The sequence below is a fragment of the Microbacterium sp. AC035 genome, from assembly GCF_979258485.1.
The window spans coordinates 3,145,821-3,168,753 of record NZ_OZ409858.1; the positions used below are offsets into that span (position 1 = coordinate 3,145,821).

General features: G+C 68.9%; 22 protein-coding genes. 11 read left to right on the top strand and 11 right to left on the bottom strand.

Annotated elements, in window-relative coordinates; translation table 11 throughout:
• Positions 1–26: 26 nt before the first annotated feature.
• Positions 27–446: a DoxX family protein gene (locus ACZ0AA_RS15240; RefSeq protein WP_463513462.1), complete on the bottom strand. Its 420-nt coding sequence runs from the start codon at positions 444–446 to the stop codon at positions 27–29.
• Between the two features lie 19 nt (positions 447–465).
• Positions 466–1,023, bottom strand: coding sequence for a TetR/AcrR family transcriptional regulator (locus ACZ0AA_RS15245; RefSeq protein WP_463513463.1), 558 nt, complete (start codon positions 1,021–1,023; stop codon positions 466–468).
• Between the two features lie 38 nt (positions 1,024–1,061).
• Between ACZ0AA_RS15245 and ACZ0AA_RS15250 the strand changes: the two genes are divergently transcribed.
• A complete protein-coding gene (locus ACZ0AA_RS15250; protein WP_463513464.1) occupies positions 1,062–2,246 on the top strand; it encodes an FAD-dependent oxidoreductase in 1,185 nt (394 codons plus the stop codon).
• A 47-nt stretch (positions 2,247–2,293) separates the two neighbouring features.
• On the opposite strand, the gene ACZ0AA_RS15255 is transcribed toward ACZ0AA_RS15250, so the two are convergent.
• Positions 2,294–3,163: a ribonuclease H family protein gene (locus ACZ0AA_RS15255; protein WP_463513465.1), complete on the bottom strand. Its 870-nt coding sequence runs from the start codon at positions 3,161–3,163 to the stop codon at positions 2,294–2,296.
• 84 nt (positions 3,164–3,247) lie between these two features.
• Here ACZ0AA_RS15255 and ACZ0AA_RS15260 point away from each other — a divergent pair, with 84 nt between their 5' ends.
• Positions 3,248–4,300, top strand: coding sequence for a mechanosensitive ion channel family protein (locus ACZ0AA_RS15260; protein ID WP_463513466.1), 1,053 nt, complete (start codon positions 3,248–3,250; stop codon positions 4,298–4,300).
• A gap of 17 nt (positions 4,301–4,317) precedes the next feature.
• Here the strand turns inward: ACZ0AA_RS15260 and ACZ0AA_RS15265 are convergent, their stop codons facing one another.
• From ACZ0AA_RS15265 to ACZ0AA_RS15275, 3 genes are read right to left on the bottom strand one after another with little or no spacing between them, the layout of a single operon-like run.
• Entirely contained in the window at positions 4,318–4,554 is a 237-nt protein-coding gene (locus ACZ0AA_RS15265; protein WP_463513467.1) for a hypothetical protein, read from the bottom strand.
• Positions 4,555–4,614: 60 nt separating this feature from the next.
• A complete protein-coding gene (locus ACZ0AA_RS15270; RefSeq protein WP_400862745.1) occupies positions 4,615–4,920 on the bottom strand; it encodes a protealysin inhibitor emfourin in 306 nt (101 codons plus the stop codon).
• On the bottom strand, positions 4,895–5,959 hold the full coding sequence (locus ACZ0AA_RS15275) for a M4 family metallopeptidase (protein ID WP_400862744.1): 1,065 nt from the start codon (positions 5,957–5,959) through the stop codon (positions 4,895–4,897). The genes ACZ0AA_RS15270 and ACZ0AA_RS15275 overlap by 26 nt, the downstream gene beginning before the upstream one ends.
• 238 nt (positions 5,960–6,197) lie before the next feature.
• Here ACZ0AA_RS15275 and ACZ0AA_RS15280 point away from each other — a divergent pair, with 238 nt between their 5' ends.
• The 3 genes from ACZ0AA_RS15280 (at position 6,198) to ACZ0AA_RS15290 (ending at position 10,398) form a co-directional block, all read left to right on the top strand.
• Positions 6,198–7,415 (top strand): hypothetical protein, encoded by a 1,218-nt coding sequence (locus ACZ0AA_RS15280; protein ID WP_400862742.1) that lies wholly within the window; start codon positions 6,198–6,200, stop codon positions 7,413–7,415.
• A 75-nt stretch (positions 7,416–7,490) separates the two neighbouring features.
• The gene (locus ACZ0AA_RS15285) at positions 7,491–8,696 is read left to right on the top strand and encodes a hypothetical protein (protein WP_400862740.1); all 1,206 of its coding nucleotides are present in this window, start codon (positions 7,491–7,493) and stop codon (positions 8,694–8,696) included.
• A gap of 181 nt (positions 8,697–8,877) precedes the next feature.
• Positions 8,878–10,398 (top strand): SDR family NAD(P)-dependent oxidoreductase, encoded by a 1,521-nt coding sequence (locus ACZ0AA_RS15290; RefSeq protein ID WP_400862738.1) that lies wholly within the window; start codon positions 8,878–8,880, stop codon positions 10,396–10,398.
• 378 nt (positions 10,399–10,776) lie between these two features.
• On the opposite strand, the gene ACZ0AA_RS15295 is transcribed toward ACZ0AA_RS15290, so the two are convergent.
• Positions 10,777–11,115 carry a winged helix-turn-helix transcriptional regulator gene (locus tag ACZ0AA_RS15295; RefSeq protein WP_400862736.1) on the bottom strand — a complete coding sequence of 113 codons (339 nt, stop codon included), beginning with the start codon at positions 11,113–11,115 and terminating at the stop codon, positions 10,777–10,779.
• Positions 11,116–11,194: 79 nt separating this feature from the next.
• On the opposite strand from ACZ0AA_RS15295, the gene ACZ0AA_RS15300 reads away from it, so the two are divergent.
• Complete coding sequence (locus ACZ0AA_RS15300; protein ID WP_400862734.1) at positions 11,195–11,851, top strand: FMN-dependent NADH-azoreductase; 657 nt, start codon at positions 11,195–11,197, stop codon at positions 11,849–11,851.
• A gap of 433 nt (positions 11,852–12,284) precedes the next feature.
• Here ACZ0AA_RS15300 and ACZ0AA_RS15305 read toward each other — a convergent pair whose 3' ends face one another.
• Entirely contained in the window at positions 12,285–13,361 is a 1,077-nt protein-coding gene (locus ACZ0AA_RS15305; protein WP_463513850.1) for a sensor histidine kinase, read from the bottom strand.
• 28 nt (positions 13,362–13,389) lie between these two features.
• Positions 13,390–14,061, bottom strand: coding sequence for a response regulator transcription factor (locus ACZ0AA_RS15310; protein WP_400862733.1), 672 nt, complete (start codon positions 14,059–14,061; stop codon positions 13,390–13,392).
• A gap of 102 nt (positions 14,062–14,163) precedes the next feature.
• Here ACZ0AA_RS15310 and ACZ0AA_RS15315 point away from each other — a divergent pair, with 102 nt between their 5' ends.
• From ACZ0AA_RS15315 to ACZ0AA_RS15330, 4 genes are read left to right on the top strand one after another with little or no spacing between them, the layout of a single operon-like run.
• On the top strand, positions 14,164–14,772 hold the full coding sequence (locus ACZ0AA_RS15315; RefSeq protein ID WP_400862731.1) for a M15 family metallopeptidase: 609 nt from the start codon (positions 14,164–14,166) through the stop codon (positions 14,770–14,772).
• A complete protein-coding gene (gene alr / locus ACZ0AA_RS15320) occupies positions 14,769–15,905 on the top strand; it encodes an alanine racemase (protein ID WP_463513468.1) in 1,137 nt (378 codons plus the stop codon). The genes ACZ0AA_RS15315 and alr overlap by 4 nt, the downstream gene beginning before the upstream one ends.
• On the top strand, positions 15,902–16,858 hold the full coding sequence (locus ACZ0AA_RS15325) for a D-alanine--D-alanine ligase family protein (protein ID WP_400862729.1): 957 nt from the start codon (positions 15,902–15,904) through the stop codon (positions 16,856–16,858). Before alr ends, ACZ0AA_RS15325 begins: the two co-directional genes overlap by 4 nt.
• Positions 16,855–17,889 carry an acyltransferase family protein gene (locus tag ACZ0AA_RS15330; protein WP_400862727.1) on the top strand — a complete coding sequence of 345 codons (1,035 nt, stop codon included), beginning with the start codon at positions 16,855–16,857 and terminating at the stop codon, positions 17,887–17,889. Before ACZ0AA_RS15325 ends, ACZ0AA_RS15330 begins: the two co-directional genes overlap by 4 nt.
• Before the next feature lie 138 nt (positions 17,890–18,027).
• Here ACZ0AA_RS15330 and ACZ0AA_RS15335 read toward each other — a convergent pair whose 3' ends face one another.
• Both ACZ0AA_RS15335 and deoD read right to left on the bottom strand, forming a co-directional pair.
• Positions 18,028–20,541 carry a DEAD/DEAH box helicase gene (locus tag ACZ0AA_RS15335; protein ID WP_400862725.1) on the bottom strand — a complete coding sequence of 838 codons (2,514 nt, stop codon included), beginning with the start codon at positions 20,539–20,541 and terminating at the stop codon, positions 18,028–18,030.
• Positions 20,542–20,596: 55 nt separating this feature from the next.
• Positions 20,597–21,310: a purine-nucleoside phosphorylase gene (deoD, locus tag ACZ0AA_RS15340; protein ID WP_400862723.1), complete on the bottom strand. Its 714-nt coding sequence runs from the start codon at positions 21,308–21,310 to the stop codon at positions 20,597–20,599.
• A 106-nt stretch (positions 21,311–21,416) separates the two neighbouring features.
• Between deoD and putP the strand changes: the two genes are divergently transcribed.
• Positions 21,417–22,931, top strand: a complete 1,515-nt coding sequence (gene putP, locus ACZ0AA_RS15345) for a sodium/proline symporter PutP (RefSeq protein WP_400864700.1) — start codon at positions 21,417–21,419, stop codon at positions 22,929–22,931.
• The last annotated feature ends 2 nt before the right edge of the window (positions 22,932–22,933 follow it).

A 22,933-nucleotide genomic window follows, 5' to 3' on the forward strand; every position in this document is an offset into this window, starting at 1 on the left:
GCTGTCACCGGCGAGGTTCTCCGGAGTTATGGAGCGGACCGGGCGGTCGACGTGCGGCGCGGAGTGCGCGTCGACCAGATGGCCAGGGCGATGAGCACCGGCTGGAAGAACAGGCGCACGAAGCGCTTCATGTCGGTGTCGAGCCCGAAGGCATTCCGGTGCTCCACCCACTGTGCGATGTTGCCGGGGAAGACCGCGACGAAGAACAGCGCGGTGAGCACTCCGACCAGCCCCCGGCGCTTGCGCGCGACGAGCAGCGCCGCTCCGAGACCCACCTCGACGACACCCGAGGCGAGCACGGTCACGTCCGGATCCAGGGGCACCCAGTCCGGCACCTGCGCCTGGAACTCATCGCGGGCGAAGGTCAGATGCGAGACTCCGGCGAAGACGAGGAAGGAGCCGAGGAAGATCCGACCGACGGTGCGCGCGACATTCTTCTTGGGCATGGTGCGAGTGTACGCGGGCTCAATGGAGCATCGAGAGAAGCAGGTTCCCTGCGTCGTCTCGCGAGAGCTTCGCGAACATCGGCAGCGCCAGCACGTAGCGTCCGAAGAGGAACCCGACGATGACGATCGCCATCCGCCGAGCCTGCGCGCGGCCGAAGTCGTCGACCAGCGGCTCGAAGACGGAATTCTGGATGTAGTCGCTGATCGTCTCGGACGACCCGCTGCCGGATGCCAGTCGGCGCGCGAATCCCGCGAGTCGAGCGCCGTGCTCCGGATGCTCCCACACCGCGAGGATGCCGTGAGCGAGGCGGTTCACGTCGATATGTCCGTGATGGTCGCGCGACAGGGCGATGACATCGTGCGGGGCGGCCCGCAGGGCGATCGCCGCTGCGATCAGTCCGTCGCGGGAACCGAAATGATAATTGACCAACGTGTGACTGACGCCGATCTCCGCGGCCAGCTCGCGCGACGAGAGCGAAGCCAGATCGCCGGCGTCGAAGTGTCTCTGCGCGGCATCCATCAGGCTCTGCCGAGCCGTCGCAGAGCCGCGGGGGCGACCGGGTCTCTTATTGACCATGCTCGTATCGTCGCACCTGCTCGGTCGAAGCTCGACTCATGAACACGCGAATCGACACCGACTGCGTCATCGTGGGCGGCGGCCCCGCCGGGCTCATGCTCGGTCTGCTGCTCGCCCGTCAGGGGCGTGATGTCACTGTGGTCGAGAAGCACGCCGACTTCCTGCGCGACTTCCGCGGCGACACGATCCACCCCTCGACCCAGCAGCTGCTGGGCGAGCTCGGCCTGCTCGACGAGTTCCTTGCGAAGCCGCACGCCGACATGCAGCGGGTCATGCTCAGCTGGCACGGCACCGAACTCGCCCTCGCCGACTTCTCGCACCTGCCGACGGCTCGCAAGGTGATGTCGTTCATGCCGCAATGGGACTTCCTCGACCTGCTTGCCGCTGAGGCCGGCAGATACCCCGGGTTCCATCTGCTGCGGTCGACTCGCGTCGACAGGATCACTCATGACGGCGGGCGCATCGACGGCATCGTCGCGACGGGCGCCGACGGCTCGCTCGACATCCGGGCGCGGCTCGTCGTCGACGCGTCGGGGCGCGACTCGGTCGTGCGCGCCGCGGCAGGGCTCACGCCGTCGGGAGTCGCAGCGGCCATGGACGTGCTCTGGTTCCGGTTGCCGAAGAACGGCGACGAGACCTACCCGTTCGTGCAGGCCGGCGCCGGAATGCTCATCACCATCGATCGGGAGGAGTTCTTCCAGATCGCGCACGTCATTCCCGCCGGGACCTGGACGGGATCGGACGACGACCTCACCCGCATGAAGGAGCGCATCCGTTCGATCTCGCCCCGCCTCGGTCGGGTCGCCACCGAGCTCGTCGCCGATGATGTGCATCTGCTGCGGGTGCGGCTTGAAAGGCTGCGTCGCTGGTATCTCGACGGCCTGCTGTGCATCGGCGACTCCGCGCACGCGATGTCGCCCGCGGGTGGGGTGGGGATCAATCTCGCGATTCAGGATGCGGTGGCGGCCGCCCGCATCCTCGGACCGGCGCTCGAAAGGGGCGTGCCCGAACTCGCCGATCTGCGGCGCGTCCAGCGCCGCCGCGCGTGGCCGGTCATCGTGACGCAGACAGTGCAGCGCGCACTGCAGAGGCCGCTGCTGTCGACGACGCGACCGGGAGCGCCACTGCCCCTGCCACTGCGGATGCTGCGTCGACATCCCGCACTGACTCGCCTGACCGGCCGCTTCGTCGGCCTCGGCGCCCGACCCGAGCGTCTCGGCTGAGCCGCCGGTTCGGTCGAGAGGCGGGCACTCGCGGGCGCCTCCCGCCGTCAGATCAGACGGCGGAGCGCCTCCTCGAGAGAGATCCCCTGCGCCGTGGCGCGGTCGACGAGGCGGGCGTGCTCGGCACCCGTCAGCGAGATCGTCAGCTCGACCGGGTCGATCGCAGGCTCATCGTCGAGACCGTCGAACAGATCTGCCGCCTCAGCCCAGAGCGGCTCGGCGACCGAGACGGCGGCGGTAGACGACGTGCCGGATGCCGGTGCGGCGCCCGCGCCCTGCGATGCGGCGCCCCACGGATCGGCTCCGGAGTCGGCCGACGCGATCGACGCGGCATCCGCCTCGACGGCGTCAGCCCACGCGGTGTCGTCGTCCGTCGGAGTGCCTGCCGCGTCCGATCGCCCTGCGGCCGCGGCGATCGGCGCGGATGCCGCGGCGGCGGCTCCGGCATCCGTCGCCAGGGTGAAGCCGGGCCCACGGCGCGGCTCCTGCTTCGCCTGGTAGGCCTTGGCCGCCGCGTTCGCGCGCTCGTCGGCAGCTTCGTTCAGCGGGTGACCGGCGTGGCCCTTGACCCACGAGAACTCCACGTCGCGCCCGCGGATGGCCTCGTCGATGCCCTCGAGCAGGTCGCGGTTGAGCACCGGCCCGCCGTCTGACTTGCGCCAGCCCTTGCGCTTCCACCCCGGCATCCACTTGGTCACCGAATCGATCACGTAGCGACTGTCGCACTCGATCATCAGCTTCTCAGAGATGCCCGCCGTCGCGAGCAGCAGCTCGAGCACGGCCCGCAGCTCGCCCTGATTGTTGGTGCCGTGTGGCGAACCGCCCGCGGCCCAGTTGTCGTCGTCGATGTACCAGGCCCAGCCGTTGGGGCCGGGGTTGCCCAGGGCGGAGCCGTCTGCGGCGGCGGTGATCGTCATCCCTCAACCGTAGCCGCGCCCGGCGACACCGCATGCTGGCCTGCGTCTTTCGCGCACTGCCCGGCCTCGACATAGTGTGGTCGGATGCCTTCCGACTTCACATGGGATTCCTGGATCGGCAGCGCGGTGGCGATCGGCACCGCGATCGTCGTCGCCGCAGCCGCCCTCACTCTGCTTGCTCTGGTCGCGGGCCTGATCAGCCGGCGCGTGCCGTGGGTGCGTGATCTCGCCCGTCGAGTGCGCAACGCGATGATCGCGACGGCGGCGGTGGTCGCGATCTGGATCGCCGCGTCCGTCACCGAACCCGCGGAGCAGCCCTGGTGGACTGCGGTCTCGAGGATCTTCTTGATCGCCACGATCCTGACCGGTTCATGGCTTCTCGCCGCCTCGGTCTCGTTCGGCTTCGAAAGGCTGATCGACCGCGAAGAGGCCGTGCTCGTCGGTCCGGAAGCACGCCGTCGGCGCACGCAGCTTCTCGTCATCCATCGCCTCGTTCTGGTGACGATCGCGGTCCTCGCGTTGGGCACCGTGCTGTTCACGTTCCCCGAGATGCGTGCGGTCGGCACGAGCCTTCTCGCGTCCGCCGGCATCGTCAGCATCATCGCGGGCCTTGCCGCGCAATCGATTCTGGGCAACCTGATCGCCGGTGTGCAGGTGGCGTTCACCGATGCCATCAAGGTCGGTGACGTCGTCGTCATCGAGGGGGAGTGGGGGCGCGTCGGCGAGATCAACCTCTCGTACGTCGTGGTCTACATCTGGGACGAACGACGGCTCGTGGTCCCGTGCAGCTACTTCACGACCACGCCGATCGAGACCTGGACCAGGAAGTCCGACAAGATCCTCGGCACGGTCTATCTGGACCTCGACTGGCGCGTGCCGATGGACGAGCTGCGCCAGGAGTTCCAGCGCGTCGTCGAAGCGTCATCGGCGTGGGACGGTCGTTCGTCGGATGCTGCAGTGACGGAGGCTCAGGGCGGATATGTCACCGTGCGTCTGGTGATGTCGGCCAAGGACTCGGGTGATCAGTGGACTCTGCGCTGTGAGGTGCGGGAGAAGATGATCAGCTGGCTGCAGCGGGAGCACCCCGAGGCGCTTCCTCGGACGCGAGTCGACTTCTCCCCGCAGCTCGCGGGCTGACCCCTGACCCGCGGAGGTCAGTCGTCGCGGTCTTGCGGTTCGCGATCCTCGATCGACGACGGCGCGGCCGCCGGCGGTGCCACAGGGAAGACCACGGAACTGATCGACGCGCCGGCGCCGAGTCCCAGGCCGATCGAGAGCGGATCGATCGCCGGAGCGGTGTCGAGCACCTCGGACTCCGACCGTTCCAGCGGCTCGGAGGGCAGAGTCCACTGGTTCTCTTCTTCGTCGGCGCGCTGCTGGAAAAGTCCCATGCGTCCCATTCTCGACCTGCCCCGCACCCGGGCGGCCGGATTCACACCGGATTGATCGGTTCAGGCCGAGGCCTCGCGGACGGCGTCGACGAGTTCTCGCCACGGACCGTCGAGTGCGGAGTCAGGAAGCTCCCGTTCGCGCTCCTCCGAGGGCGTGCGCACTCTGATCAACCAGACGAAGCGGTCTGCGCCCGGATCGGTGTCGCTGTCGGCATCCCACGGGCAGCTGTCGATCATCGCGATCCAGTGATGCGTCTCGGCGGGATCGGGCTCGACCCGCCACTTGCGACGGATGCCGGCGATGCCGCCCGTGCGCACCACCGCGATGACGACCTGCGGGTCAGTCGGTGCGGGGGACTCGCTCATCTTCATAGACTCCCACGGTCGCCCACGCACGTCGAGCGGCTGCGGCGGTGTCGTCGTCGATGGCGGATGCCGCGGCGACGGTCGCGTCGGCGAACTCCGTGAAGGTGGCGGTGCTCGACAGGCCGCCGGTGAGCGCCCGGTACCACACGGTTCCCGCGGTCTCCCATGCGTTGCCGCCGAGGTCGATCGCGAAGAGGGCGAACGCGCGGTTGGGGATGCCGGAGTTGATGTGCACCCCGCCGTTGTCTTCGGTCGTGCGGACGAAGTCACGCATGTGCGCCGGCTGCGGATCTTTGCCGAGTTCGTCGTCGTCATAGGCGGTGCCGGGCTCGATCATGGACCGCAGCGCGCTGCCCTGCACGGCCTCTGTGAAGATCTCGGCCCCGATGAGCCAGGTCGCATCGGCTGCGGTCTGCTCGAGCAGATACTGCTCGGTGAGAGCGCCGAACACGTCGGCGATCGACTCGTTCAGCGCGCCGGGCTGGCCCTGATACTCGAGGTTGGCGGTGTATTGCACGACACCGTGCGCGAGCTCGTGCCCGATGACGGTGGTCGACGAGGTGAAGCCGACGAAGACTTCCCCGTCTCCGTCGCCGAAGACCATGCGCTCGCCGTCCCAGAAGGCGTTGTCGTAGTCGATGCCGTAGTGCACGGTCGCGTCGAGCGGGGCGCCGGCGTCGTTGAGCGAGTTGCGCCCGAAGGCGGAGAGCAGCATCTCGAACGTGGCCCCGAGGCCGTCGAACGCCTCATTGACCGAGGCGTCGGCGACGGGCCCGTCGTCTTCGCTGCGCACGATCGCACCGGGGAGGGTCTGTGTGTTGGCGGCGTCGCTGATCGTGCGATTCGGAGCGTCGGACAACTCGGCGACCAGGTCTCCGTTCTCATCGATCGAGAGGTCGAGGCGTGCCCGGAACGGCGGTCTGCCCGCCGTCAGCGTCTGCCGCGCGGCCGCGGCGGCACGGGGGTAGCGACCCGACTCGGCGAGACGCGCGAGCAGGTAGGACGGGACGACTCCTGGGGCTGCGGTGTGGCTGCTCATGTTCAGACCCTACGCCGGGGGTCCGACGTTCGGGCGAGGGCTGGCGGGGTCGTGCGGAGTCGCCGTCTGTGCGCCTCGGTCGGCCGGATGCGCCTGCATCGGCCGGATTCCGAGCCCCCGGCCGAGGGAAGCATGTGCCACCGAACCGGCGCACACGAACGGTGTCGGACCGACATGAGGATGACTCGAAATGGCCCCGACTTGATACTGAGAATCGTTATCAATAAAGTGAGGTCCTGTGACCCCCTCTCCTCGCACCGGCCGCACTCTGCTGTTCGCTTCCCTGCTCGCGGCCACCCTGACGGTGACCTCGTGCGCAGCATCCGATGCCCCGGCACCTGCATCGAGCGCGAGCATTCCGCCGAACGACGGGGTCGACGGCGGGGGAGCGGCCGAGGTCGCATCGCCGGCGCTCGCACTCCTCGTCGCCGACGCGAACGGAGACCTCACCCTGCTCGACCTCGAGACCGAAGAACGCTCGACGCTCGTAGAGGCGGACGCGGATGCGGATGCCGTTCTCGGCGTCGGCCGCTTCGCCCACGTGACCCATGTCGAGGGAGAGGCCACCGCCGTCGACATCATCGACTCCGGCCGCTGGACGGTGCCGCACGGCGACCACTCGCACTCCTTCCTCGGCGACGCGGGGGTGCTCGGAACCATCGACGGAGAGGGTCCTGCCGACATCCGAGTGGGTGACAGTGCGACCGCCATCCGCTTCGGCGGCGACGTCGCCCTCATCGACCACGAGAAGCTCGCCGATCTCGACGACGCGCCTCGACTCACCCTCCCCGTCGACCCGGCCGGCCCCGTGCTGCCTTTCTCCGGGCACCTCCTCGCCGCCACCGACGAGACGATCGAGATCCTCGACGCGGAAGGGACCGCGACCGGCATCACCGCGCCCTGCTCGACGGCGACGGATGCCGACATCACCCGCGTCGGCGCCGTCTTCGCCTGCGAGACCGGCGCCTTGCTCGTCACCCGCGAAGTCGGCGGTGCGCTCGCCGCGGAGCTCATCCCGTACCCGGCCGTCACCCCCTCGGCGCGCGACCTCTCCGGCCGTGCCGACCGTCCCGACCTCGCCGGCGTCGCGGGAGACCAGGGCGCCTGGCTGCTCGATTCCCGAGCCCGCGAATGGATGCTGCTCCCCACTGACCCCCCGCTGCTCCGCGCCGCGGCGATCGGCGACGACGACAGCCACACGGTCGTGATCGCGACAGACGGCACCGTGCGCGTGCTCACCGAGGACGGCTCCGAGCTCGCCCGCACAGCGCCCCTGCTCGCCGCATCCCTCTCCGACCCCACCCTGCGAGATCGGGTGCAGCTCCTCGTCGACGCCCGCCACGCCTATGTCTCCGACCCGGCGGCAGGAGCGGTGCACGAGATCGACCACGCCGACGGCGCGGTCACCCGCACCCTCGAGGGACTCGACCCCCATCGCATCCAGCTCGTCGGCTGAGCCGCCCGCACATTCTTCGACGGCAACCGCCGTCACGCGCCTTCCGCGCACCCACCCATAAGAAGGAGAAACCCCATGCATCGACCTGCCCGCAGCCGCCTCGCGGCCGGCGCGATCACCGCCATCGCCGCGGTCGCGCTCGCCGGATGCGCGACCGCCGCGCCGTCGGCATCCGGAGAACCGGAATCGTCCACGTCGCACGAGGGGGACACCCGCGTCGCGATCGCCTACGACGGCGGCATCGTCGTGCTCGACGGCGAGACTCTCGAGACGGTCGACACGGCCGAGCTCGACGGATTCCTGCGCGTCAACCCCGCCGGCGACCACGACGGACATGTCTTCGTCACGGCCGCCGACGGCTTCCACGTGCTCGACACCGGCCTCGCCTCCGACACTGTGGAGTTCACCGGTGAGGTGTTCGATGCCGTCACCCCAGGCCATGCGACCCCGCACGCCGGACGCACGGCCCTGTTCGATGACGGCACCGGAGACGTGACCCTCTTCGACACCGACGCGGTCGGCACCGGAACCGTGCCCGAATCGCAGACGGTCGAGTCGGAGGCCGCTCACCACGGCGTCGCGATCGAGCTCTCCGACGGCACGCTGCTGTCGACCATCGGCACGTCGGAATCGCGCAGCGGTGTGCGCCTGCTCGCCGGCGACGGATCGGAACTCGCCCGCAACGAGCAGTGCCCCGGTGTGCACGGAGAGGGAGCCCTGAAGGGTGAGACCATCGTCTTCGGCTGTGAAGACGGCGTGCTCGTGTTCGCAGACGGAGCCTTCACCAAGCTCGACGCCCCCGACGACTTCGGTCGCTCGGGCAACGCCTACGTGACCGACACGAGCGCGATCGCCGCGCTCGACTACAAGTCGGATCCCGACCAGGAGGGATACCTGCTCTCGCAGCTCGCCCTCGTCGACACCGATGCGCAGGAGCTTTCTGTGGTCGACCTGCCCGAAGGGGTCGAGTACACCTGGCGCGGCGTCGGCCGCGACGGCCACGACAACATCATCGTGCTCGCGTCGGACGGCACGGTGAACGTGCTCGACGAGGCCGGTGCGTTCGTCGATTCGTGGGACGTGATCGAGCCGTGGGAGAGCCCCGAAGAGTGGCAGCAGCCGCACCCGGGCCTCCGTGTCGTGGGCGACATCGCCTACGTGACGGAGCCCGCGGAGAACCGCATCCTCGCGGTCGATCTCCACACCGGAGAAGTCTCGGCCGAGGCGACCCTCGACATCGTGCCCGGCGAGTTCGTGGTGGTCGGCGCAGCCGGACACTGATCGGATCCAGGCACCTCTCCACAACTCCGGAGATCCACGTGGCTCTCGTTCCCCGATGTGCGCCGTTCCGGGGAGCGCGAACCCGGTGGTGCACGCGTCTCCGGAGTTGTGGAGGTCGAGCCCTGGCGCCCCGCCCGCGCTCTCAGGAAGACACCCCGAGCATTCGCGTAAAATCGGCACAATGACCGATGCTCCCTCCGACGCTGCACCCGACCTCGGACCCGGCATCGACCCCGAAGACCTGGCCACCACGCTGCGTGTCCTCTCGGAACTGCACCAGATCGACAACGAGCACCCTGACTTCGTAGCCGTCCGCCACGCGACGGCGGCGATGTTCAAGGCCGTCAAGCGCGTGCGTCGCAAAGAGATCCGCGATGCGATCGCCGACGCCGACAAGGCCGTCGTCGCCCGCACCGCGACCGGAGCCCCCGACCGCATCGACGACGAGACCCGCGGCCACGACCTGGCGACCAGCGTCGTCGACGCCCCGATCGCGGGCGAGCTGCTCAAGCCCCGCAACTGCTACATCTGCAAGCAGCCCTACACGGTGGTCGACGCGTTCTATCACCAGCTCTGCCCGGACTGCGCGCGCTTCAGCCACGGCAAGCGCAACGCTCGCACCGACCTCACCGGCAAGCGCGCGCTGCTCACCGGCGGTCGCGCCAAGATCGGCATGCACATCGCGCTGCGGCTGCTGCGCGACGGCGCGCACACCACGATCACGACGCGCTTCCCGAGGGACGCGGTCCGCCGGTTCTCCGCCCTTCCCGACTCGGGCGACTGGTTGCACCGACTGCGTGTTGTCGGCATCGACCTGCGTGACCCTGCTCAGGTCATCGGCCTTGCCGATTCGGTCGCCGCTCAGGGTCCGCTCGACATCCTGATCAACAACGCCGCGCAGACCGTGCGCCGCTCGCCGGGCTCCTATTCACTGCTGGCGGATGCCGAGCTTCAGCCGCTCCCAGACGGTCCGCTGCCCGAGATGGAGACGTTCGGGCACACGGTCGACCCGCATCCGCAGGCGCTGCAGGCCTCGGTCGATTCGCATCCGCTGCTGTCGGTCGCTGCCCTCGGCGGCACGGTCGCGGAGCAGGGCGGCCAGGCGCTCACTGCTGAAGACTTGGCACGTCTTGCGATGGCCCCGGGGTCGTCGTCGCTCGAGAAGCACGCAGACGGCACCGCGATCGATGCGGGCGGCCTCGTGCCCGACGTGAACCGCTCGAACAGCTGGGTGCAGTCCGTCGATCAGGTAGACCCGCTCGAGATGCTCGAGGTGCAGCTCGCCAATACGACCGCGCCGTTCCTGCTGATCAGTCGCCTGCGCGCCTCGATGGCGGCATCCGGTGCGCACCGCAAGTACGTGGTCAACGTCTCGGCGATGGAGGGCCAGTTCTCGCGACGGTACAAGGGCCCCGGGCACCCGCATACGAACATGGCGAAGGCCGCGCTCAACATGCTCACGCGCACCAGTGCGGGCGAGATGCTCGAGACCGACGGCATCCTGATGACCGCCGTCGACACCGGCTGGATCACCGACGAGCGCCCGCACTACACGAAGGTGCGACTGGCCGAGGAGGGCTTCCATGCCCCGCTCGACCTCGTCGACGGAGCCGCGCGCGTGTACGACCCGATCGTGCGCGGCGAGGCCGGCGATGACATCCACGGCGTCTTCCTGAAGGACTACGAGCCCAGCCCCTGGTGAGCCCTGCCCGAGAGCTATCCGGCATTCGGCATCCGGCATCCGGTCCCCGACGTCCGGTCTGCGGCGACTGGTCTCCGACGTCCGGTCTGCGGCGACTGGTCCCCGACGTCCGGTCTGCGGCGTCCGGCATTCGGCGACTTGGCTGACGATTCCCCGGATGGCTGGCTGAACGCGCCTCGCCGGTCAGCCAGCCGGGGATCGGCCAGCCAGGTGGAGATGCGGGCGCCCGGCTCTGCTGACCGAGGTGCTGTTCGTGGCGGTCTGGCTGACGATTCCCCGGATGGCTGGCTGAACGGGGCGGCCTGGTCAGCCAGCCGGTAGTCGGCCAGCCTGATGGGCGGAATCAGCCCAGCCCCTGGTGAGGGGGAGAGCCGACGCTCAGTGCGCGCGGATCTCGAGGTTCTCGGACGCCCAGGTGCCGAGCTGATCGAGGATGGGCAGCAGCCCGCGGCCGCTGTCAGTGAGGGCGTAGGAGACCGCGACCGGAGGGCCGGCGTCGACTGCGCGTGCGACGAGTCCTGCCTCGGCGAGTTCGGCCAGGCGGTCGGAGAGCACGGTGTCGCTGATGCCGGACACTCCGCGTCGCAGCGCGACGAACGTCGAAGGACCGCCGCCCAGTGACGAGACGATCATGCCGTTCCAGCGTTTGCCGAGCACGCTGAAGGCCAGTGTGACGGCGGCGTCGCAGACGTGACGCTCTTCGTCGATCTCGGCCATGCGCCCATCATACCTGTGCTACGTTAACGCGAGTCGCTAAGAAAAACAGAGTGACTACGAAAAACGAAAGGTACTCCCCATGTCCCTGTTCCGCCTGGATGCCAGCATCCTTCCTGCGTCGTCCGCCAGCCGTTCGCTCGCCGACCTCGTCGAAGCCGAGTGGACGGCATCTCACCCGGACTCCACGGTCACGCGTCGCGACCTCGCCGCCGACCCCGTGCCCGCGACGGCCTGGGCGGATGCCGTGACCGGCGGCTTCGTCGACGAGGCGCAGCGCACCGACGCCCAGCGCGCAGCGCGTGCCCTCGCCACCTCGTTCGCCGACGAGCTGATCGCCGGCGACGCGCTGCTGTTCGCCGTGCCGCTCTACAACTACGGCGTCTCGCAGCACTTCAAGACCTGGTTCGACCTGGCCTACACCGATCCGCGCATCGACCCCCAGGGCACCGCGCTCCGTGGCAAGCCCGCGACCCTCGTCACCGTGCTCGGCGGCAACTACGCCCCCGGAACCCCCAAGGAGGGCTGGGACCACTCCACCGGATGGCTGCGCCGCGTGCTCGAGGACGTCTGGGGCCTCGACCTGCGCATCGTCGAGCGGCCCTTCACGCTCGTGGGTGTGAACCCGGCGCTCGACGCCTTCGCCGACACCGCCCGCGAGCTCAAGGAGAACGCCGAAACGGATGCTCGCACGTACGGCCGCGAGCTCGCAGCACTCCGGGGCGACCAGGTCGCCTGACCTCCGGCGGGCGTGCACGTCTGCATCCCGGGATCACGTCTGCATGCCGAGATCACGGATGCATGCCGAGAACAGGTTTTCCGGGCATGCATCTGTGATCGGAGCATCCAGGTATGCGGACCAGTTCATCCGAGCCGGACCGTTTGCAGGATGAGAGCACGGGTGCAGGGCCGGAACACGGTTTCTGGTCCTGCATCCGTGCTTCGGCCCTGCATTCGGCGCGGACTCGACCGGGCCGCCTCCTCGATCGGCCGCGCCGACCGCGTCGCACGGGTGCGGGGCGAGATCACGGATGCCGAGAACAGGTTTTCCGGGCATGCATCTGTGATCGGAGCATCCAGGTATGCGGACAGCTCGGGCAGTCGGCCGCAGGTATGCGGACGGGCTCGGGCAGTCGGCCGCAGGTGTGCGGACGGGCTCGGGGAAGCCGCCCTCAGGCGAGCGGCCCGGGGTACGGATGCGGCAGCCACACCGTCACGTTCAACCCGCCGCCCTGGCGAGCCGTGAGGACGAGCGACCCGTCATGCGCCTGCGCGATGCGCTGCACGATCGCGAGGCCCAGGCCGACGCCTCCGTGATCGTCGCTGCGGGTGCGGTCGGCGCCTCGCTGGAAGGGCTCGGCGAGCGTCGCCACGAGGTGGGCAGGCAGCACGTCGCCGGTGTTCTCGACCACGAGCGCCACGGCGTGCGGCAGCGTGTGCGTCCGCACGACGACGGTGCCATCGGCGGCCCGATTGTGCACGATCGCGTTGTGCACGAGGTTGGTGATCAGCTGCTGGAGAAGCGCCGGCGACCCGAGCACGTTCGCCGTGTCGCCGCCGACGTCGATCGTCACGCCGCGGCGCTCGGCGAGCGGAAGCAGTGTCTCGGCGGATTCCTCGGCGAGCAGTGAGAGGTCGATCGGCTCGCGCGTGAATGAGCGGCGCTCGGCGCGGCTGAGCATCAGCAGCGCTTCGGTCAGCTCGATCGCCCGCGTGTTGACCTCGTGCAGTCGGTCGATCAGCGCGTCGACGTCTCGGCCGGGGTCGTTTCGGGCGACTTCGAGCATGGTCTGCGAGATCGCGAGCGGGGTGCGCAGCTCGTGCGAGGCGTTGGCGGCGAACCGCTGCTGTTCGGCGAGGTGCGCCTCGAGCTGTTCGAGCATCGAGTCGAACACGTCGGCCAGGTCGCGGAACTCATCGCGCGGCCCCTCGAGAGCGACGCGGTGCGACAGCGACCCTTGAGCCGCGAGCTGTGCGGCTTTGCCGATGCGGTCGAGCGGCGCCAGCATCCGCCCGGCGATGAGCCAGCCGCCGCCCAGCCCGAGAGCGAGGAGCACGAGCATCATCACGACCGCAGCGGGGATGAAGGCGCGGATCAGGTCGCTGCGGTTCGGCACGAACACGTCGTTGATGATCTGGATATCCGGCACGTACCTCAGCAGGTACATGGCGACCGCGGCGAGCAGCCCGATGCCCGACACCACCACGACGCCGGCGTAGCTCAGGGTGAGCTTCCAGCGGGCGCTCATGCCACGGCGGCGCTTCGGGCGGTTCGGGTCAGCCATCGGCATCCGTCCCGATGCGGTAGCCGACGCCCGGCACCGTGAGGATCAGCCAGGGCTCGCCCAGACGTTTGCGCAGCGACGAGACGGTGATGCGCACGGCGTTCGTGAACGGGTCTGCGTTCTCGTCCCACGCGCGTTCGAGCAGCTGCTCGGCGCTGACGACTCCGCCGGCCGCGTCGATGAGCACCTCGAGAACGGCGAACTGCTTGCGGGTGAGGGCGACGTATCTGCCGTCGCGGAAGACCTCGCGACGGAAAGGGTCGAGCCGCAGGCCCGCCACCTCGAGCACGGGCGGACGCACGCGCTGCCGTCGGCGGTCGAGGGCACGCAGTCGCAGCACGAGCTCGCGCAGCTCGAACGGCTTGGTGAGGTAGTCGTCGGCACCGATCTCGAACCCCGTCGCCTTGTCGTCGAGACGATCGGCCGCAGTGAGCATGAGGATCGGGATGCCGCTGCCCGAGGCCACGATCGAGCGGGCGACGTCATCGCCCGAGGGGCCTGGGATGTCTCGGTCGAGCACGGCGAGGTCGTAGGAGTTGATGCTCAACAGCTCGAGTGCCGTGTCTCCGTCGCCGGCGATGTCTGCGGCGATCGCTTCGAGCCGCAGACCGTCGCGCACGGCCTCTGCGAGGTAGGGCTCGTCCTCGACGATCAGCACCCTCACGACACAGCTCCCATGTGCTCAGAGCTTACGCACCCGGACATATCGGGAGCGTATGCAAAAGCGCATACGCCGTCGCAACAGGCGCCCTTCTTGACTGAGGACATGAACACACGCACTGCCCTCAGACAGCGACGCCTCACCGCGATCATCGGTGTCGCTCTGCTCGCCGCGGCCATCACGGGCTCGGTCGTGCTGATCGGCCGGCAGTCGCTGGCATCGGCATCCGTCCCGCCGACCGTCTCGCCTGCATCTCTCACCGAGGCCGACGGGCTGATCCGCGAGGAGGGCGCCGTCTCGGTGTTCGACGAGACGCCTGCGGTCACGAACCTCGACTCCGATCTGCTCGCCGCCGTGCGTGCCGCCGCCACCGCTGCCGAACGTGACGGCGTGCGCATGCACGTGAACAGCGGGTGGAGGTCGGCCGAGTACCAGCAGGTGCTCCGGCAGGATGCGGTCGCCGAATACGGATCAGAAGAGGAGGCGGCACGCTGGGTCGCCACTCCCGAGAACTCGGAGCACGTGTCGGGGGATGCGGTGGACCTCGGTCCGCTCACCGCGCAGGACTGGCTGGCGCAACGAGGCGACGAGTTCGGCCTCTGCCAGATCTATGCGAACGAGCGGTGGCACTTCGAACTGCGGCCGGCGGCCGTGGCGAACGGCTGCCCGCTGATGTATGACGATCCGACTGCCGACCCGAGGACCCAGCGATGACGAACGCGCTCACGACCCCGCGCCTCACGCTCTCGCGCATGCACGCCCCGACCCTGCACACGCTTCCCGATGCGATTGCGGCGAACGTCGAGCGGATGCGGTCGGCCACCGATGCCCGCATCATGGCGGTCGTGAAAGCCGACGGATACGGTCTCGGAGCCGTCAGCGTCGCCCTCTCGGCTGTCGGCGCCGGGGCCGAGTGGCTGGGGCTGACGGACGCAGGGGATGCCGCCGAGCTGCGCGATGCGGGCATCGAGGTGCCGATCCTCGCGTGGCTGAATCCGTCGGGTGTCGACGTCGCGCAGGTCGTCGCGGATCGCGTCGACATCGCCGTCGGCTCCGTCGACGAACTGCGGCAGCTGATCGCCGACGCGTCGTCGCTGCCGCACGCACGCGTGCGCGTGCATCTGCAGATGGATACGGGGATGTCGCGAGGCGGTGCGCCGGTCGAGGAGTGGGCGGAGCTGCTGCGGGTCGCCCGCTCGGGACGAGGTCGCATCGAGGTGGTCGGGGTGATGGGGCATCTGCCCGGCGCCGACGCGGCTGACCCCGCGATCAACGCCCCGGCGGTGCTGCGGATGAGACAGGCGAGGGATGCCGCGCTGCGTGCCGGATTCGGCCCGCTGATCGTGCACCTCGCGGCGACGTCGGGCACCCTGACGGATCCGGCGACGCACTTCGACATGGTGCGCGTCGGCGCCGGTCTCGTCGGCATCGACCCGTCCGAGACCGTGTCGTTGCGGGGCGCGGCGCGGTTGACGGCAGCGGTCGTGCACAGCAGCGTCGTGCCTGCGGGAACCCCCGTCGGGTACGGCGGCGTGTACGTGACCGAGCGCAGGACCCGCCTGAGCGTGATCGGCGTCGGTTATGCCGACGGTATCCCGCGCGAGCTGGCGCCCGGCTCGGGTGTGGCGATCGACGGCATCCGCTGCGCGCTCGTCGGGCGTGTGTCGATGGACCAGATCGTCGTCGACACGGGTGATCTGAGTGTGCCCAGAGGCACGACAGCCGTCGTGTTCGGCCCGGAGGGCGGGGCGGTGCCGAGCGTGCAGGACTGGGCGAGATGGGCGGGGAGCATCCCTCACACCATCGTCACGGGCATCGGTGCGCGGGTCGAGAGGGCGATCGCGTGAGCGTGCTGGTGATCGGAGGAGGGCAGAACGCTGAGCACGAGGTCTCGCTCGCGTCGGCAGCCGCAGTCGCCGAGGCGCTGCGGGTCGGGGGATACGAGGTCAGCACGGCGACGATCTCGCGCGAGGGCGTCTGGGAGGTGGCGGGCGTCTCGGAGGGTGCCACCGCCGCCGAATCCCTGAGTCTCGCGATGCCGCTCATAGCCGCAGCGGACGTCGTATTCCCCGCGGTGCATGGAGCGCTGGGGGAGGACGGTGTGCTGGCCGCGCTGTGCGCTCTCGCGGGCGTGCGATCGGTCGGATCCGGTCCGCGAGCTGGCGCGATCGGCATGGACAAGTGGGCGACGAAGCTCGTCGCGCAGGCGGCGGGGCTGCGTACGGCGAAGGGGCGGGTCGTCGATGCAGCTGACTGCGGGGATGCCGAGTTCGACGGCCCTGCGGTCGTGAAGCCGGTGTCGGCAGGGTCGAGCTACGGAGTCTCGCTCGTGCGGGAGGAGGGCGAGCTCGGAGCGGCGCTGCGGGAGGCGGCGCGGTTCGATCGGCGCATCCTCGTCGAAGAGGTCGTGCACGGGAGGGAGATCGACGTCGCGGTCATCCGCGAGGCCGGCGGGGTGCGATGGGCGGCGCCGCCGCTGGAGATACATGCGGCAGGGCTGTTCGACACCGCCATGAAGTACGACGGCAGTGCGCGGTTCACCGTGCCCGCGCAGCTATCGGCAGCCGAGACGACCTCACTCACGCGCGCGGCGCTGACCATGTTCGACGCTCTGGACTGCGCCGGCGTCGCGAGGATGGACTTCTTCCTCACCGCCGCGGGGCCAGTGCTGAACGAGGTCAACACGATGCCAGGTCTGACCGCGGCATCCCAGGTGCCCCGGATGTTCGCCGCCGCCGACGTGTCGTACGTCGACCTGGTGTCGCGCCTCGTGCGTGCCGCCGAGGTTCCAGGACGGTGACGGCACGCGTCGGCTGGCCCGATGTCGCGAAGGGCGTGTGCATCATCCTCGTGGTGCTGTGGCACGTGGTCACCAAGCACGCGATCGAGGTCGAGGGAGCGGGGCCGGTCACCGACGCCTGGGCGACGCTCAACGCGCAGTTGCTGCCGCTGCGGATGCCGCTGTTCTTCCTGATCTCGGGGATGTTCGCCGGTCGAGCCGTGAACGCTCCGGTCGGAGTCTCGTGGCGTCGCCGCGCGGGTCGACTGGCCGGGGTCTACGTCATCTGGGTCGTGATCCAGACGTTCGTGCTCGCCCTCACTCCCGACTTCGACACGGCCAGGGCGGAGAACGGATGGCAGCTGCTCGCGCAGCTCACGATCAGTCCGACGAACCTCTGGTACCTGCTCGCCCTCGCGGTGTATCTGCTCATCGCCCGCCTGGTGCGGCACGTGCCGACCGCCGTGGTGCTACCGGTCGCGTTCGTGATGGCTGCGGTTGCGGCGGCGGGCGTCATCCCCGACCTCGGGAACCTCTGGCAGCTGGTGCAGAACCTCCTCTTCTTCCTCGCCGGTCTTCGGCTGCGCCCGATGATCGAGCGCTTCGCCGCGGCATCCGGCCCTCTTCACACTCTCATGCTCGGAATGACATATGTTGCGACAGTCGGCGCTGTCGGAGTGCTCGGAATGCGGCAGTGGCCGGGCGTCTGGCCTCTGGTCGCGGTCGTCGCAGTCGCCTTCGGCGTCGCCGGGTGCGCGATGCTCGACCGCGGTGTGGGGGTGATCGCCCGGCCGCTGCGGTGGGTGGGTCAGCGCACGCTGCCGATCTACGTGATCCACATGATCCCGCTCGCCCTGATCGATGGCGCGCTGCGCGGAGCGGGCTGGGTCGCGACGCCGGCGGTCCAGGTCGCCTGGCCGATCGTGCTCACGGCGTTCGTCATCGTGATCTGCCTCGCAGCGCACGCAGTGCTCGTGCGTGTGGGGCTCGGGGTGCTGTTCGATCCACTGCGACCGATCGACCGCGTGGCTGCGGCCCGGGTGGCTGGCTGAGGCTCGGGTGGCTGAGGCCCGGATGGCTGACTGAGGCTCGCGGGACTCAGGCCCGGGTGGCTGACTGACGCCCGGATGGCTGACTGAGGAGGCCCGTGCGGTCAGCCATCCGGGGAAAGATCAGCCATCCGGCCGGGCTCACAGTCGATCGACGCCCGTCACGGTGAGCACCGCAGCGCCCTCCTCATCGGAGGCGGCGAGGTCGACGGTGGCCGAGATGCCCCAGTCGTGGTCGCCGGCGGGGTCGTCCAGGATCTGACGCACGGTCCACTCCGTGGGTCCCTCGGTCAGGAGCAGCAGCTGAGCGCTGCGGGCGTTGGCGCCGGTGAGGATCTCATCGTGGTCGGCGAAGTAGCCGTCGAGAGCGTCCGACCAGGCATCCGCACCGAACGTCGGGTCGAGCTCCGCGAGCGCCGAGACGTCTTCGCGGGCCGCGAGCTGCACCCGGCGGAACAGTTCGTTGCGCACCAGAGTGCGGAATGCGCGCGTGTTCGACGTCAGGCGCTTCGGTGCCGGCGGCACGATCGGCTCGTCGTCCGGGCCCTGGAGAACGCCGTTGACCAGCTCCTCCCACTCGTCGAGCAGGCTCGAGTCGACCTGGCGCACGAGTTCGCCGAGCCACTCGATCAGATCGCGGAGATCCTCGTCCTTCGCCTCTTCGGGAATCGTCTGCGAGGCCGCGCGATAGGCATCGGAGAGATACCGCAGAACGACACCTTCGGAGCGGGCGATCTTGTAATACGCGACATATTCCCCGAACGACATGGCCCGCTCGTACATGTCGCGCACGACGGATTTCGGATGCAGCTCGAAGTCGCGGATCCACGGCTGTGCGGCGCTGAAGGTCTCGAACGCGGCCGTCAGCAGCTCGTCGAGGGGTTTCGGATACGTGATCTCCTCGAGCAGCTCCATGCGCTCGTCGTATTCGATGCCCTCGCGCTTCATGACGGCGACCGCTTCGCCGCGTGCCTGGAACTCCTGCTGGCTGAGGATGGCGCGGGGGTCGTCGAGCGTCGACTCGACGATCGAGATCATGTCGAGGGCGTACGAGCCGGTGCCCGTGCCGGCCGAAGGATCGGGGTCGAGCAGGTCGAACGCCGCGAGTGCGAACGGCGACAGCGGCTGGTTCAGGGCGAAGTTCGGCTGCAGATCGACCGTCAGACGGATCTCGCCGTCCGCCGTCTGCTGCACGACGCCCGACTCGAGCAGCGTCCGGTAGATGCCGATGGCGCGCAGAGCCAGCTCGCGCTGCCTCTTGCGGGGCTCGTGGTTGTCGTAGACCAGTGCGCGCATGTTGCCGAAGACGTCGCCGCCGCGGCCGATCACGTTGAGCATCATCGCGCTCGTGATCTGCATGTGCGAGGTCAGAGTCTCGGGCTCGGCGTCGATGAGCTTGCGGAACGACGGCTCGCCCCACGAGACGAAGCCGTCGGGTGCTTTCTTGCGGACGATCTTGCGCTTCTTCTTCGGATCGTCGCCGGCCTTCTTGATCGCGGCGACGTTCTCGCTCTCGTGCTCCGGAGCCTGCGCGACGACCGTGCCGGCCGTGTCGAATCCTGCTCGCCCTGCGCGTCCCGCGATCTGGTGGAACTCACGGGCGCTGAGCTGCCGCATCCGGGTGCCGTCGAATTTGGTCAGCGCGGTCAGCAGCACCGTGCGGATGGGCACGTTGATGCCGACGCCGAGCGTGTCGGTGCCGCAGATCACGCGCAGCAGGCCGCGCTGGGCGAGCTGTTCGACGAGGCGTCGGTACTTCGGCAGCATCCCCGCATGGTGAACGCCGATACCTGCACGCAGGAACCGCGAGAGGGTCTTGCCGAACGCGGTCGTGAAGCGGAATCCGCCGATGAGCGCCGCGATCTCGTCGCGCTGCTCCCGCGTGGCGACCTTGGTGCTCGACAGCGCCTGCGCCCGTTCCATCGCCGCCGCCTGCGAGAAGTGCACGACGTAGATCGGCGCCTGGCCGGTGCCGAGCAGGTCGTCGATCGTCTCGTGGATCGGCGTGGTCTCGTAGAAGTAGTGCAGCGGCACTGGCCGCTCGACGCCCGTGACGGATGCCGTGTCGCGGCCGGTCCTGCGGGTGAGATCGCTCGACAGCTGCGAGACGTCGCCGAGGGTCGCCGACATGAGGATGAACTGCGCCTGCGGAAGTTCGAGCAGCGGCACCTGCCACGCCCACCCGCGGTCGGGGTCGGCGTAGAAATGGAACTCGTCCATCACGACCTGGTGCACCGCGGCATCCGTGCCCTGGCGCAGGGCGAGGTTCGCGAGGATCTCGGCCGTGCAGCAGATGATCGGGGCGTCGGGGTTGACCGACGAGTCGCCCGTGATCATGCCGACGTTCGAGGCGCCGAACACGTCGACGAGCGCGAAGAACTTCTCGCTCACCAGGGCCTTGATCGGGGCGGTGTAGAACGAGCGGCGCCCCTCGACGAGGGCGGCGAAGTGCGCGCCGACGGCGACGAGCGACTTTCCGGTGCCGGTGGGTGTCGAGAGGATCAGGTTGTTGCCCGAGACGATCTCGATGACCGCCTCGTCCTGTGCTGGGTAGAGGTTGATGCCGGTGGACTCTGCCCACTCGACGAACGCCGTGTAGACGGCATCCGCATCGGATCCGTCGGTCAGCGTGGTGTGGTCGAGGATCGCAGGCATGGTCTGTCGATCATCCCACCTTCGGCGCGGCGCCTCCTGCGAACGAGCGCGAGACTCAGACCGAAGTCGCGGCGCTCAGCGCGATGCGGATCATGTCGCCGAACGTCTGCTCGCGCTCCTGGGCGGTGGTCTCTTCGCCCGTGACGATGTGATCCGACACCGTGCAGATGGCCAGGGCGCGGCGGCCGTGGAACGCAGCGAGCGTGTAGAGACCCGCCGCCTCCATCTCGACTCCGAGCGCGCCGTGCTGCACGAACGGCTCGGTGAGCTCGGGGCGTGTGCTGTAGAACTGGTCGCTCGAGAAGAGCAGTCCCACATGCACGGCGGCGTCCAACGGCTCCGCTTCACTCGCCTCGACCGCGGCGCGCAGCAGTCCGAAGTCCGCGACGGGTGCGTAGTCGAGTCCGTGGAAGCGCACCCGGTTGATTCCCGAGTCGGTGCAGGCGCCGTTCGCGATGATGATGTCGCGCACCTTGATCTTCTCGGTCAGCGCCCCGCACGATCCGACCCGCACGATGGTCTGCACGTCGTACTCCTCGAACAGCTCGCTCGCGTAGATCGCCATCGAGGGCTGGCCCATACCCGAGCCCTGCACCGAGACTCGGTGGCCGTTCCAGGTGCCGGTGTAGCCCAGCATCCCGCGGGTCTCGGAGTACAGCTCGGCATCCTCGAGGAAGGTCTCGGCGATCCACTTCGCCCGCAGCGGGTCGCCGGGGAACAGGACGATGGGGGCGATCTGACCGGGCTCTGCGGCGATGTGCGTGCTCATGGATTCAGCGTAACCAGCCGGCTCTGCGTGGCGCGTCCGACGACGGCATCCGTCTTGAGATCATCGATACGGATGCGGTGATCGGCACCGCTCAGGAGGGACGATGATGTCCGACCAGATCTTCTTGTACGGGGCGCTCGGGCTGTATTTCGCCGGGATGCTGCTCATCGGATACTTCGCCTACAAGCGCACCTCCGACCACGAGGACTACATGCTCGGCGGTCGCAACCTGCCCCCGTGGGTCGCCGCGATCAGCGCCGGGGCGGCCGACATGTCGGGCTGGCTGGTGATGGGGCTGCCCGGCGCCATCTACGCCGCCGGGCTCATCGAGGCCTGGATCGCGATCGGGCTGACGATCGGCGCCTACCTCAACTGGCTGCTTGTCGCACCGCGGCTGCGGGCCTACACCGAGGTGTCGCGCAACTCGATCACGATCCCGAGTTACTTCGAGAACCGACTCCGCGACACGAGCCGCTCGTTGCGAGTGGTGTCCGGCCTCATCATCCTGGTCTTCTTCACGCTGTACATCTCCTCGGGCATGGTCGCAGCAGGCGTCTTCTTCGAGAGCTCTTTCAACGGCGACTACCTGTTCGGCATGCTGCTGGTCGGTGGGATCACGCTGCTCTACACGCTCTTCGGCGGGTTCCTCGGCGCTTCGCTCACCGATGTCGTGCAAGGGCTGATGATGGTGATCGCGCTGATCGTCGTGCCGGTCGCCGCCATCATCGCGATCGGCGGCCTCGACGAGACGTCGACCCTGATCACGGAGAACGGCGGAGAGGGATTCCTGTCGCTGCTCGGCGGCGGAGCCGTCACGGGTGGCACCTTCCTCGCCATCGTCTCTGCCCTCGCCTGGGGTCTCGGATACTTCGGCCAGCCGCACATCATCGTGCGCTTCATGGCGCTGCGCTCGCCGCGGGAGGCGAAGAGCGCCCGCCGTATCGGCATCTCGTGGATGGTGCTCTCGATGGGTGGCGCGGTCGTATCCGGTCTGGTCGGCATCGCGTACATGGCGCAGAGGGGCATCACGCTCGACAACCCGGAGACCGTGGTGCTGCTGATGTCGCAGACGCTGCTGCATCCGTTCGTCGCGGGCCTCGTGCTGGCAGCGGTGCTGGCGGCGATCATGAGCACCGTGTCGAGCCAGCTCGTGGTGTGCTCGTCGGCGCTGGTCGAGGACCTCTACAAGGTGGTGCGAAAGACCCCGCCGTCAGACAAGCGGCTCGTGCTGATGGGACGCATGGCTGTGCTCGTCGTCGCCGTGATCGCGATCCTCCTCGCGATCACGCCGAACGACTCGATCCTCGGACTGGTGTCCTTCGCGTGGGCGGGCTTCGGCGCCGCGTTCGGCCCGATCATCCTGCTCAGCCTCTTCTGGCGCAAGCTCACGAACTGGGGCGCGCTCGCTGGCATGTTCGTCGGCGCGGTCACGGTGTTCGTCTGGAAGGCGCTCGACACCGCGCTGTACGAGCTTCTCCCGGCGTTCGTGTTCGCATTCATCGCCGCGGTCGTGGTGAGTCTCGTGACCTACAGGCGCAACGAAGAGATCGAGCAGGAGTTCACCGACACCGAGACGATGCTCGCGGCACCCCGCGCTCAGGCGGTGGCAGACAGTCGCTGACG